The following is a 12242-nucleotide window of genomic DNA, read 5'->3' on the forward strand; positions in this document are numbered from 1 at the left end:
TCGGGGCCACCGCATCCCCAGGGGCGCGAGGCGCGCACGGGCTGGATGGGGGCAACAGGGCATTTTAGGTCGTGCAGGCCAAGTCTGCTGGGGCGTACAGGCTGTGACAAGTTGCCGCCGTACACTCGCGCGCCAACAGGAGGAATCGCCTTGACCCCGCTGACCACCCGACATGTGCACGCCCCGCGCCTGGACAGCGCCCTGGACGAACTGCTGGCCAACGCGCGGCTGGCTGCCGTGGCGGGCCACGCGGGCGAGGCCCTGGCCGCGCTGCGCCTGTTGCTGCAGCCGCAAGGGGCATGGCGCCTGCCGGCGCACGGTGCGCTGGTCACGCAGGTGCAGCGCCTGCTGTCCCTGGTGGCCCTGCTCGCCGGGCAGGGCTGCCCTGCGGTGGGCGAGCAGCAGGCGATGGATGCCGCGCCACTGTCCGACTGGGCCGGGGAGCAGACCGGGCAATTGCTGCAGTCCCTGGCCCTGCCGGGCCGCTTGCAACTGGCGCCTGCGGGCGAGGGCTGGTCGCCCGGCTTCCTCGCCACCCTGGTGGAGCGCCAGGGCGCGTCCGGGGACCCGCGGCCGCATGTGGCCTTTGGGGCCTTCTGCATGGATGCGGAACTGGTGCTCAAGGCGCGCATTGCCCGGCAGCGGGGTGCCTCCCAGGCCCTGGGCGAGGAGGTGCCCACGGCCGAGGACCTGATCGCTCTGGGCCTGCCCGAGGGGGAGGTGGCCGCCATGCTGGCGCAGCTGCAGTCGGCTGGCCAGATCGAGGTGGCGCCTGCGGCCGAGGCCACGGACACCCTGGACATTGCGCGTGCCATGGCCGCCTACCTGCAGGCTACTGGCTTCGCCGGTGGTTACCTGGTGCACAACATCTGGCAGGCCGCCTGGCTGCTGCTGGCGCACGAGGGGCGTGACGGCGATGCCACCGAAGTGGCCGCCGCCTGGTTGGCCCACGATGCGCCGGCTGCCGCCAGCGGGCTGCTCGACCTGGCGGTGGTGCCTGCCGCCACGCGCCTGCTGCGCGCGGGCCGCCTGGCACAGGCTGTGGGCGTGGATGAAATGGCCGCGGCCGACTGGCTGGCCGCCCTGGGCACGCGCACCGTGCCCGGGCCTGTGGAGCCCGCACCCCCCGCAGAGGTCGCAGGCACCCCTACCGAGTCGCGCGAAGCCTGGCTGGCCCGCCTGCAGGGCACGCCCCTGGCGGGGCTGGACTGGCTGGTGCTGCCCGTGCCCGGCCACGCCGGCACGGACAGCGGCGAGATCGCCTGGGCGGCCCAGGTGCCGGTGCCGGAACGCCAGGCCCTGTGGCAGGCGGCGCGCGCGTTGGTCGACCAGGGCAGTGGCCGCTGGCCTGTGGTGACCACGCTGTGGACCGGGAGCACCGAGGCTCCGGATGCGCAGGCGCTGGCCGAAGACCTGTTCATGCGCTTCCCCTACGAGCAGGGGGCGGCGCGCGATGACGTGTCGCCGCGCTCCTTTGTCTCGACCGCGCGCGCCTTTGACCCCGAAGACCTGCTGGCCGAGTTGGTGGAAGGCTCGTATCCCCTGGATGAAGAGGACCAGTTGGACGCCTGGCGCAGCGAGCTGGAGGCAGCCGGTATCTCCGCCGATGACGCCGGTTTCGAAGCCGCCTGGGCCGAGTGCGCAGGCGACCGCCTGCGCTTTGAGCGCTGGCTGGCCGCGCTCGAAGCCGCCCAGGGCGTGGCCGACCCCGGGCGCGGCCGGCAGGAGCGCTTCGACCCCGACAACGCCTGGCTGGTGCTGCTGCCCACGCCCCACAGCGAAGAAGCGCTGGCCTACCTGCACTGGTACGGCATGGAGCGCGGCCCCGCCGACGGCTTCATCGCGCTGTTGCGCCGCTGGCGCGAGCAGCATGGCGCCGAGCTGTGGGCGCACTACGGCACCATGCTCGAATTCGCGGTGCGCCGCCCGCCCGGGGATTTCGATACGGCCCTGGTGTTGGCGCGCGAACAGGACCTGGCGGCGCCATGCACCCTGTCCCTGCCTGGCATTGCGCTGCGCCACCATGCGTTGGGGTTGGTGGGCCATGGAACCTGGTTCCTGCACGAGCGGCCTTGAGGATTGGCGGTAGCGAGGGGCAAAGCCTCCTAAAATGTCAGCCTCATGACCATCGACCCGCTGCTGCAACCCTCGCTCGCCGCCCCGCATGCCCCCACTGCAGGGCGCTTCTGGGCGCTGGTGCCGTGCGCGGGCACGGGGTCGCGCGCGGTGGCGCCGCCACCTGCGGCGGCACCGGCGGGCTCCACCATCTCGGCCTTCGGTGCGTTGGCCGGGGCGGCGGGCGAGCCGCTGCCATCAACGCCGCAGCTGCCCAAGCAGTACCACCTGGTGGCAGGCCACCCCATGGTCATGCACACGCTGGCCGCCTTTGCGGGTGTGGCCCGGCTGGCGGGCACGCTGGTGGCCGTGGCGCCGGGTGACCGCTACCTGGACCAGCACCCGCACCCCTCTTACTTCGTGGTGGACTGTGGTGGCCCCACACGCGCCGCCACGGTGCAGGGCGGCCTCCAGGCTCTGCAGGCGCGCGGCGCCCAGCGCGATGACTGGGTGCTGGTGCACGACGCGGCGCGCTGCCTGGTCACGGCCGAGCAGATCGACCGGCTCATCGACGCCTGTGCCAACGATTCGGTGGGCGGCCTGCTCGCGCACCAACTGGCCGACACGCTCAAGACATCGCTCGACGGGCCGGGCGGCGTGCGTGTGGCCTCCACCGTGGACCGCAGCAACAAGTGGCTGGCGCAGACGCCGCAGATGTTCCGCATCGGCCCGCTGCTCGATGCGCTGGCCCGCGTGGGCACCAATGTGACCGATGAGGCCAGCGCCATGGAGGCCATGGGCCTGCACCCGCGCCTGGTGCCCGGCGGCGCGCAGAACTTCAAGGTGACCTACCCCGACGACTTCGCACTGGCCGAGGCCGTGCTGGCCCAGCGCGGCTATGGCACCACGCTGGCGCGCTTTGGCGGCGAGCGCGGGCTGGGCGCCAGCGAGACCGGGCGCAAGACCATTTTTTAATCCGCCCCGCAGGGGCGAGACCAAAGGAACACATGAATTTCAGGATTGGTGAAGGCTGGGACACGCACGCTTTGGTGCCCGGGCGCGCACTGGTGATTGGCGGCGTGACCATTCCCCACACCATGGGACTGCTCGGCCACTCCGATGCCGACGTGCTGCTGCACGCCATCACCGACGCCATCCTGGGTGCGGCGGGCCTGGGCGACATCGGCCGGCATTTTCCGGACACCGACGCCCAGTTCCGCGGGGCCGATTCGGCCGTGCTGCTGGCCGAGGCCGCGCGTCGCGTGCGCGCCGCGGGTTACGCCATCGGCAATGTCGACAGCACCGTGGTGGCCCAGGCCCCGCGCCTGGCCGCACACATCCCGGGCATGCGCGAATGCATCGCCAAGGCGTTGCAGGTGGAGCCCGACCAGGTCAACGTGAAGGCCAAGACGGCCGAGCGCCTGGGGCCCGTGGGCCAGGGCCTGGCGATGGAGGCGCGGGCGGCCGCGCTGATCTACAAGGCCTGAACACCCATCACTTGCACTGTGCGCGGGCTTCGGCCTCGGTGCGCACTTCGATGCCCTTGCAGAAGTAGTGGGGCGTTACGCACTGCAGGTACTTGCGGCCCACGTCCTTGGCCACTGCCGTGGTGCGGATGAGTTGGGGGGCCGAACCGGACTGCTGGGCCGCGCAGGTGTCTGAGCGTTCTTTCACCAGGCTCGCGCATTGCGCGCGCGTGATGTTGTGGCGTGAAGGCGCGTCGTCGCACTGCTGCAGCGCCACCTCACGCCACAGGTCGAAGTGCTGCTGCTTGGGAATCGGATTCGCCTCGACTGCCTTGAGGCTGTATCCGGGCTGGGCCTGCAGCGCGAAGGGGGCAAGGTACAGCACGCATCCAAGAAGGGCGCAGGCGAGGGTGGGGGATTGAATCCGTTGCATATGGTGGCAGGGCTGCGGGTAGGTGGTGGTGGGTCTCGGCAACGCCGGTGCGGGCGCGCAGTTTGCCATGGGCCCACGGGGACGCCATCCCCCGATCGGGGGATGCACCGGCCCTGCCGTCAAGCGGCGCGTGCGGTGTCGGCCCAGGCCTGCACGTAGCCCGGCGTGGCCGCGGTGTTCAGCGGGTCCACCACGGGCGCGCCGCGCACCTGCACCAGCGGCAGCACGCCGGCCCACACCGGGTGCTGCATGTCTTCTTCATCGTCCACCGGCGGGCCGCTGCGCACCTTGCAGGCGGCTTCATCGAGCGCGATGCGCATCACCGTGGTGGCCGCGAATTCCTTGTCGTTGCCCGCGCGGATCTCGGCCTGGCGGCCCACGGCCAGGTGGTCCATGAGAGCCGCCAGCGAGGCGTGCTTGTCGGCCACGGGCTCGAAGCGGCCGTACACCATGGCCGAGCGGTAGTTCATCGAGTGGTTGAAGGCCGAGCGCGCCAGCACCAGGCCGTCGAGGTGGGTGATGGTCACGCAGGCGTCGATGCCCTTGCCCAGCCACTTGATCAGGCGCCCGCCGTTGGAGCCGTGGATGTACAGGTGCTCGCCCTCGCGCCAGCAGGCCGTGGGGATGCAGTGCGTGCCCTTGTCGTCGGCAAAGGCCACATGGCACAGGTAGGCCGCGTCGATGATGGCGTGCAGCGTGGCGCGGTCGTAGCGGGCGTTTTCGGCCACGCGGCGCACGCGCGTGCGGTCGGTCGGGGGCAGGGCGGTGGCAGGGGTGTCGTTCACGGGTCGTGGTTCCGGTAGAGAAGTTGCTGAGGGAGCGGAATGTAGGACCTGCGTGGTGCCAGAATAAGACCCACGATACGACTATTTTTTAGGGCCACAGAAAACGGCGATGGAATTCCAGCTGATGTTCAGCGCCTTCCAGGCGCAAGCGGCGCACGCGCGCTGGCCCCAGCAGCGCCAGCTGCACGAATGCCTGCGCCAGGGCATACGCAGTGGTACCCTGGCCAGCGGCGCACGCCTGCCCGCCAGCCGAGCGCTGGCGGCCGAGCTGGGCGTGGCGCGCAACAGCGTGCTCTATGCCTACGAGCAACTGGCGAGCGAGGGCTTCATCCTCGCCAACCGGCGCGGCAGCGTGGTGGCGCCCCTGGCCGGGCGGCTGGCGGCCGCCGAGCAGCCCCGGCAGGATGCACCTGCACCGCGTGCCAGCCTGTCGCGGCGCGCGCAGAACATGCCGGCGCTGCCGGGCTCCGAAACCGCGGCCGCGTTCGCCCCGGGTGTGCCGGCGCTGGGCGAGTTCCCGGTGCTGCGCTGGCGGCGCACGCTGGACAAGGCCTGGGCCTCGCTCCGGCCTGCCGAGCTCAACTATGCCGACCCGGCGGGCGAGCCCGCGCTGCGCGAGGCCATTGCCGGCCATCTGCGCGTGGCGCGCGGCGCGCTGGTCGAGGCCGCGCAGGTCTTCATCACCGACGGCACGCAAGGCAGCCTGGACCTGGCCGCCCGCGCGTTTGCCGACGCGGGCGACAAGGTGTGGATGGAGAACCCCGGCTACCAGGGCGCGGTGGCGGCCTTTCGCGCGGCGCAGCTCAAGACCGTGGGCATCGTGGTCGATGCCGAGGGCATGGCCCCCACCGCCAGCGACTGGCTGCGCCAGCGCCCGCGGCTCATCTACACCACGCCCTCGCACCAGTACCCCGTGGGCAGCGTGCTGAGCCTGGCGCGGCGTCTGGCACTGATCGACGGCGCGCGCCAGGCCGGCGCGCTGGTGATCGAGGACGACTACGACAGCGAGTTCCGCCACGACGGCCCGCCCATGGCCTGCATGCAGGGCCTGGCGCCCGATGCGCCCGTGGTCTACCTGGGCACCTTCAGCAAGACGTTTTTCCCGGGCCTGCGCATCGGCTTCATGGTGGTGCCCACGGCCCTGGCGCCCGCGCTGGCCCTGCTGCTGGACCGCGCCGCGCCGCGCGGGCGCACGGCCGAGCAGCGCGCGCTGGCCGAGTTCATCGTGAGCGGCCAGTTCGCCTTGCACCTGCGGCGCATGCGCCGCCTGTACCGCCAGCGCCGCGATGCGCTGGTGGCCGCGCTGGCACAGCACCTGGGCGATGTGGCCAGCGTGCACGGCGGCACGGCCGGCATGCACCTGGCGCTGCGCCTGCACGACGGCGCGGCCGACGACGTGGCGCTGAGCGCGCGCCTCATGGCGCAGCACGGCATCATGGCCCCAGCCCTGAGCCTGCACGCCGTGGGCCTGCGCGCCCAGCCCTGGCGCGGCTTTCTGCTGGGCTATGCGCAGGTGCCGGTGGAAGCCATGGAGCCGCTGGTGAAAAAGCTGGCGGGCGTGGTCAGCGCGGCTGGGTGATCAGTGGGGATACTGGCAGGAGCCTGAACGCCAACGAGGCCAGCGCCAGCCAGGCCGCTATGGCCAGGCACACCATCCGGTAGGGCTCGATGCCCCACGCCCCGGCCCAGGCCGCCACCAGGCCGGTCACCGATTGCATCAGCGCCACGCCCAGGAACATGGACATGGTGTACAGCGACAGGGCGCGCCCGGTCATCTCGGCCGGGTAGGAGGCGCGCGCATCGCTGTACTGCAGCACGCCATAGCCCGACAGCAGCCCCATGAGAAAGATCAATGCCACGGTGGCCGCGCCGTGGTGCAAAAAGGCCAGCAGCGCAAACAGGCTGGCCATCAGCAGTGAGGCGTTGCCGATCCAGGCGCGGCGCCGGCGGGTGCCCGGGTCCATGCGCCCAAAGGCAGCCGGGGTGAAGACCGCGATCAATGACAGCGCCAGCGCCACATTGCCGCTGTCCAGCAGTGAAAAGCCAAACCGGTTGGTCAGCAAGGGCCCCAGCCACAGGCCGCGCAGCGTGAGGAAGGCGGCATAGCACGACATGCCCAGCACCACGATGCCCCAGGTGTGGGGCACGGTGAGCAGCTCGGCAAAGCGCGCGAGCGACTGCCCCCAGCTTTCCTGCGGGGTGGGCGCTGCATCAGGAGCCGCGGGTTCATGCACCAGCGCGAAGATCAGCACCCACGACAGCACGCTCAGCACCGCCAGCAGGCCGAAGCCCGTGCGCCAGCCCCAGTGCTGCACCACCCAGGCCAGCGGCGTGCCGGTGAAGATCAGGCCCAGGCTGCCCACGCCCATGCTCATGCCCGAGTAGAAGGCAAAGCGTTCGACCGAGAAATACCGTGCAATGAACAGCGTGCACGCCACGAACGCCGGCGAGTAGCCGACCCCGATCAGCACCTGCCCGGCCATCAGCCAGCCATGGCTGGGCGCCAGCGCCGACAGGGCCGCGCCGGCAATGCCCAGCGGCGCCGCCGCCAGCACCGTGCGGCGCAGGCCATAGCGGTCAAGGCCAATGCCCATGAGCAGCTGCGCGATGCCGAACGACAGGCCGAACAGCCCGGCAAAGGCACCCAGCGACGAGGCACCCAGGCCAAAGTCCGCCTGCAGCCCCTGGGCCACGATGGAGGCGGTGGTGCGGTAGGCCTGGCTGAGTGCGAAGCCTGACAGCAGGGCCAGGAGCATGAGCCAGAGGGGTTGGGTGCGTGGTGAGGGGGGGATCGTGGGAGAGGAAGGCGACGGTGGCATGCGGGGGATTGTGCAGTGCGCGGGCGTGGCGTGCAGGGAACTGGTTGGTGATCCCCGGGGCGGCTGCGCCGATGCATTCTGCGCTTCCCGCTCTGAATGGCCCTAGTCCTCTTCGCGCACCCGGTACTGCCCCGTCAGTGTCTGCTGGACGGCCGGCGGCACGGCCTCGTAGTGCGACAACGCGGTGGTGTAGCGGCCCTGGCCGCTGGTCATCGCATTGAGCCGCGACTGGTAGTTGGCCATCTCAGCCTCGGGCACCTGCCCGCCGATGGCCACCGTGCCGGCCTCCCGGCCCGATGTGCCGGTGACCAGCCCGCGCCGCAACGACAGGTCACTGGTGACGTCGCCAACGGAATGCTCGGGCACGGAGATCTCGACCTGGACGATGGGCTCGAGCACGGCCGGCCGGGCTTCGCGGATCGCCGCCATGAAGGCCTTGCGGCCGGCGGTCGCAAAGGCGATGTCCTTGCTGTCCACGCTGTGGTGCTTGCCGTCGTACACCACAACGCGCACATCGACCACGGGGTAGCCGGCGATCGCGCCGCTCGCCAGCACCTCGCGCACGCCTTTCTCGACGGCGGGGATGAACTGGCCCGGGATCGTGCCGCCCCTGACTTCGTCGGCGAACTCGAAGCCCGCGCCGCGCGCGAGCGGCTCGATGCGCAGGAAGACTTCGGCGAACTGGCCGGCGCCGCCGCTCTGCTTCTTGTGGCGGTGGTGGCCCTCGGCCGGTGCGGTCACGGTCTCGCGGTAGGCGATGCGCGGTGGCCGCGTCTGGACCTCGAAGCGGTACACCTCGCGCAGGCGTTCGAGCACGATGCGCAGGTGCAGCTCGCCAAGCCCGTAAAGAACCGTCTCATTGGTCGCGGCCACGTGCTCGATGCGCAGGCACGGGTCTTCGGCCGCGAGCTTGCCGAGGATCTCCCAGGCGCGCTGCTCGTCGCCATGGCGCTTGGGCTCCACGGCCAGGCCGTACACCGGTACCGGAAACGCCAGCGGCGCGAGATGCACATGGCTGTCTTCCTGCGCATCGTGCAGCACGGCATCGAAATGGATCTCGTCGACCTTGGCCACCGCCACGATGTCGCCCGGCACCGCATGCGACACCTCGACATGGTCCTTGCCCTGGAGCATGAACAAATGCCCCACCTTGAAGGGCTTGCGGCCGTCGCCGATGTAGAGCTGGCTGTCGCGCGTGACCGTGCCCTGGTGCACGCGGAAGATGCCCATCTTGCCGACAAAGGGGTCGATGGTGACCTTGAACACATGCGCCAGCACGTGCAGCGTCGGGTCAGGCTTGGCCTCCATGGGCATGGCCTCTGCGCCCTCGCCAGCGATGAAGCTCGGCGGGTTGGCTTCGGTGGGATCGGGCAGGAGCTTGACGATCACATCCAGCAGCTCGGCCACGCCGGCGCCGCTGCGCGACGAGACAAAGCACACCGGGATCAGGTGACCTTCGCGCAGTGCCTGCTCGAGCGGCGCGTGCAGTTCGGCCGGATCCATGTCGCCGTCTTCGAGGTAGCGGTCGACGAAGGCCGCGTCGACCTCGACGACCTGCTCCACCAGCGCGCGGTGCGCCGCTTCGACGGGGCCGAAGTCAGACTGCCCGAAACGGTTGAAGAAGCAGTCCACGACCCGCCTGCCGACCCTGTCGGGCAGGTTCAGCGGCAGGCATTCGCGGCCAAAGGTCGCCTGGATGTCGGCCAACAGGCCCGCCAGCGAGACGCCCTGCGCGTCGGTCTTGGTGACGATGACCATGCGGGCGAGGCGGCGCGAGGCGGCGTATGCCATCATGCGCACCGCCATCGGTTCGATGCCGGTGGCGGCATTGATGACCACCGCTGCCGTCTCGACCGCCTCCAGCGCCGGCATGCTCTGGCCGAGGAAGTCGGGGCCGCCGGGCGTGTCGATCAGGTGGATGCGCGTGTTGGCATGCGTGAGGTGCATCACCGAAGCATTGAGCGAGTGCTGCATGCGGCGCTCCAGCGGGTCGTGGTCGCTCACGGTGCTGCCACGCTCGATGCTGCCGCACGCTCCGATGGCCCCCGCCTGGTACAGCAGGGCCTCGGCGAGCGAGCTCTTGCCCGCGGCCGCAGCGCCCACGAGCGCCAGCGTTCGCACGGATTGCATTTCGGCCGCGAGGCCGTTCGAGCGGTTTGGCATGGCTGGACTCCTTTGCGCGCCCGCAAGACCGACCCGGCGGCCTGAAGGGGGCTCACGCGTTGCGTGTGGATGTGGAGCCAGCGTACGGGATTGGCCGCGCCGGTGCAAGTTGATTGCGCCGCCGACTCAGGTTGGCCTGGTGGCCTGAACAAAACAACGCGCGGCTTTGCCAGTAAGCACTGGCCCTGCAAAGCCCGGCTGCTGTGGCCAGTCGCTGGGAAAAAACTGGCGGGCATGGTGCAGGGGCCCCATCGGAACCTGGCACAGCCCGCCATCGCGACCAAGTCACCGCCAAAGCCACCAGGAGAGGGCGGTGCCTTGCGCAAACCTTGGTGCCGTCACTCCATTGTGATCTTGGAGCTGGTCACGATGTCCCGGTACAGCGCGGCCTGCGGCTTGATGAAGGCCTTGAACTCGGGCCCGGCCATGGGCGCCACGGTGATGCCCGCGTCCGCCAGCTTCTGGCGCAGCTCGGGCTGGGCCAGCGTTTCCTTCAGGGCCTTGTCGTACGCGGCCACGGTGGCGGCGGGCGTGCCGGCCTTGAGGAACAGGCCTTGCCACAGGGGCAGGGCCATGCCGGTGAAGCCGTCTTCTTCGCCGATGCGCTTCACGTCAGGCAACTGCGGCACGCGCACCGTGTCGGAGACCGACAGGGCCTTGATCTTGCCGTCCTTGAGGAAGGGCATGGCGGTGGAGAGCACCAGCATGGCGCTGTCCACCTGGCCGCCCACCAGGTCGTTGGTGATGTGCGTGCCGCCGCGGTAGGGCACGTGCAGCATGGCGACCTTGGCCTGCTTGTTGATGAGCGCGCCGTACAGGTGCTGCATGGTGCCGATGCCCGGCGTGGCGAAGTTGATGCTGTCCTTGCCGCCCTTGCGCAATGCGGCCACCAGGTCGGCCAGGCTGGCATACGGCGCGGCCTTGGGCACGGCGAAGACCATAGGCACGGTGCTCATGCGGCCCACGGGCACCAGGTCGTTGTCCCAGTCGAGCTTGACCTTGGCGTTGACCATGGGCACGACCACCGTGTCGGTGCCGCCCATGTAGAGCAGGCTGCCATCGGCGGGGCCATTGAGCACGCGCTGCGCGGCCAGCATGCCGCTGGCACCGGCCACGTTCTCGATGATGACGGTGCGCGCCAGGCGCTTGCCCAGCTCGGCACCCACGATGCGCGCCACCAGGTCGGCGCTGCCGCCGGCCGAGTAGCCCACGATGAGCGAGATGGGCTTGCTGTTGCTGTCGCCCTGGGCATGGGCCACCAGGGTGGGGGCGAGTGTGCCGGCGGCGATGGCGCCGGCCTGGCTCAGGAGTTGTCTGCGTTGCATGGCATGCCTCCTGGTCAGAACGTGTGCTTCACGCCGAAATCGATCGCCGTGGTGCGGGTGAGGCCATCGCGCTTGGCGGTGCCCAGGTTGGTGTAGAGCAGGGTGCGGCGGCTCAGGTCGTACTGCAGGCCCAGGCCGATCATCTGCGAATCGAGATTTGTTGCGGGCTTGAGGCTGCCAACCATGATGTAGGTGCGGCCAAAGCCCAGCGGCACCAGGGCCGAGACGCTGTAGGCCGTGGCATCGCCGTTGAGCCCGCCCTTGGCGCGGCTGACGCTGGCCTTGGCCTGCACCACGCCGAAATCGTAGCCGCCCGCCACCAGCTCCATGTGCGTGCTGGAGTCGAGCCGGTCGAACGCGGCGCCCAGCCACACCGGGCCGTTCTTGTACTGCAGGTTGCCCGAGGTGGCGTTGCTGCGCGTGCCCTCGCCCAGGGCCGCGGCGATCTCGGCGCTCACGCCCGCGATGGTGGGCGACTTGTAGCCGACCGTGTTGGCCCAGCGGATGTTGGAAGCCTCCACCGTGGCGGCCACCGGCGTGTAGTTGGCGTAGGTATAGGCCGAGCCGAGCTGGCTCACATAGCTCCAGTAGGTGGGGTCGGCGTTCAGGGCCACGGTGTAGGCGGCCGAGTATTCGCGGCCGGCGTACACCTCGCCCCAGTCCTTGCTGCCCACGGCCACCACCGAGCGGCCCAGCCAGTACACGCTGGCATTGCTGGGCGCGCCGGTGTCGGCGGCAAAGCGGTGCTCGAGCTGGAAGCGCGAATACAGGCCGCCGCCCATGTCCTCGCGCGCTGCAAAGCCCAGGCGCGAGGTGTTGCCGGCCTTGAGCGTCCACACCAGCGGCGTCACGCCGCGGCCGGGCAGCAGCGCGCCCGGCGTGGTGCCGCCGTTGGCGCGCGCCAGGCCCTGGTCGACGATGCCGTAGATGGTGAGCGAGGACTGCGCCTGCACCGCACTGGGGGTGCCCAGGCCGGCCAGGGCCAGCAGCAGGGCGAGGGAGGGGGTGGAGCAGGCAAGGGTGCCTGCGGGGGAATGCCGCGTCATGGTGGTTCTGTCTCCGATTGGATGGGGTTTGTGGCTGACGGGCAAATTGTATGTATTGAATTTGAATTGTGCAATACAATGCAATTCAATCGATGCCAGGAGGTGACCGATACGGCATAAGCGTTCGATTCGATTCCTAGGCAAATCAAT

General features: G+C 70.1%; 10 protein-coding genes. 4 read left to right on the forward strand and 6 right to left on the reverse strand.

Annotated elements, in window-relative coordinates:
* Nucleotides 1-150: 150 nt before the first annotated feature.
* Genes HNP48_RS35740 through ispF form a run of 3 tightly spaced genes read left to right on the forward strand, consistent with a single transcriptional unit; the run spans nt 151 to nt 3542 of the window.
* Nucleotides 151-2076: a DUF4253 domain-containing protein gene (locus HNP48_RS35740; RefSeq protein ID WP_184865328.1), complete on the forward strand. Its 1926-nt coding sequence runs from the start codon at nt 151-153 to the stop codon at nt 2074-2076.
* 45 nt (nt 2077-2121) lie between these two features.
* Nucleotides 2122-3030: a 2-C-methyl-D-erythritol 4-phosphate cytidylyltransferase gene (locus tag HNP48_RS32740; protein WP_184865329.1), complete on the forward strand. Its 909-nt coding sequence runs from the start codon at nt 2122-2124 to the stop codon at nt 3028-3030.
* 32 nt (nt 3031-3062) lie between these two features.
* Nucleotides 3063-3542, forward strand: a complete 480-nt coding sequence (gene ispF, locus HNP48_RS32745; protein ID WP_184865331.1) for a 2-C-methyl-D-erythritol 2,4-cyclodiphosphate synthase — start codon at nt 3063-3065, stop codon at nt 3540-3542.
* A gap of 7 nt (nt 3543-3549) precedes the next feature.
* Here the strand turns inward: ispF and HNP48_RS32750 are convergent, their stop codons facing one another.
* Both HNP48_RS32750 and HNP48_RS32755 read right to left on the reverse strand, forming a co-directional pair.
* Nucleotides 3550-3906, reverse strand: a complete 357-nt coding sequence (locus HNP48_RS32750) for a hypothetical protein (protein ID WP_184865333.1) — start codon at nt 3904-3906, stop codon at nt 3550-3552.
* 167 nt (nt 3907-4073) lie between these two features.
* A complete protein-coding gene (locus HNP48_RS32755) occupies nt 4074-4739 on the reverse strand; it encodes a pyridoxamine 5'-phosphate oxidase family protein (protein ID WP_184865335.1) in 666 nt (221 codons plus the stop codon).
* A 109-nt stretch (nt 4740-4848) separates the two neighbouring features.
* On the opposite strand from HNP48_RS32755, the gene HNP48_RS32760 reads away from it, so the two are divergent.
* Nucleotides 4849-6318, forward strand: coding sequence for a PLP-dependent aminotransferase family protein (locus tag HNP48_RS32760; protein WP_184865337.1), 1470 nt, complete (start codon nt 4849-4851; stop codon nt 6316-6318).
* Here HNP48_RS32760 and HNP48_RS32765 read toward each other — a convergent pair.
* The 4 genes from HNP48_RS32765 to HNP48_RS32780 all read right to left on the reverse strand — a co-directional run bounded on the left by HNP48_RS32765 (nt 6302) and on the right by HNP48_RS32780 (nt 12092).
* Nucleotides 6302-7495, reverse strand: coding sequence for an MFS transporter (locus tag HNP48_RS32765; RefSeq protein ID WP_311773885.1), 1194 nt, complete (start codon nt 7493-7495; stop codon nt 6302-6304). The genes HNP48_RS32760 and HNP48_RS32765 overlap by 17 nt on opposite strands.
* A 165-nt stretch (nt 7496-7660) precedes the next feature.
* On the reverse strand, nt 7661-9721 hold the full coding sequence (fusA, locus tag HNP48_RS32770; protein ID WP_184865341.1) for an elongation factor G: 2061 nt from the start codon (nt 9719-9721) through the stop codon (nt 7661-7663).
* 338 nt (nt 9722-10059) lie between these two features.
* Nucleotides 10060-11046: a tripartite tricarboxylate transporter substrate binding protein gene (locus HNP48_RS32775; RefSeq protein WP_184865343.1), complete on the reverse strand. Its 987-nt coding sequence runs from the start codon at nt 11044-11046 to the stop codon at nt 10060-10062.
* Nucleotides 11047-11060: 14 nt separating this feature from the next.
* A complete protein-coding gene (locus HNP48_RS32780) occupies nt 11061-12092 on the reverse strand; it encodes a porin (protein ID WP_184865345.1) in 1032 nt (343 codons plus the stop codon).
* Between the last annotated feature and the right edge of the window lie 150 nt (nt 12093-12242).

It is taken from the genome of Acidovorax soli (genome assembly GCF_014207955.1).
GTDB lineage: Bacteria > Pseudomonadota > Gammaproteobacteria > Burkholderiales > Burkholderiaceae_C > Acidovorax > Acidovorax soli_A.

Excerpts from the sequence above, each read along its gene's own strand:
- HNP48_RS32740 (WP_184865329.1), top strand. The coding sequence starts at position 2,122 with ATGACCATCGACCCGCTGCTGCAACCCTCGCTCGCCGCCCCGCATGCC.
- ispF (WP_184865331.1), top strand. The coding sequence starts at position 3,063 with ATGAATTTCAGGATTGGTGAAGGCTGGGACACGCACGCTTTGGTGCCC.
- HNP48_RS32760 (WP_184865337.1), top strand. The coding sequence starts at position 4,849 with ATGGAATTCCAGCTGATGTTCAGCGCCTTCCAGGCGCAAGCGGCGCAC.
- HNP48_RS32765 (WP_311773885.1), bottom strand. The coding sequence starts at position 7,495 with ATGCTCCTGGCCCTGCTGTCAGGCTTCGCACTCAGCCAGGCCTACCGC.
- fusA (WP_184865341.1), bottom strand. The coding sequence starts at position 9,721 with ATGCCAAACCGCTCGAACGGCCTCGCGGCCGAAATGCAATCCGTGCGA.
- HNP48_RS32775 (WP_184865343.1), bottom strand. The coding sequence starts at position 11,046 with ATGCAACGCAGACAACTCCTGAGCCAGGCCGGCGCCATCGCCGCCGGC.
- HNP48_RS32780 (WP_184865345.1), bottom strand. The coding sequence starts at position 12,092 with ATGACGCGGCATTCCCCCGCAGGCACCCTTGCCTGCTCCACCCCCTCC.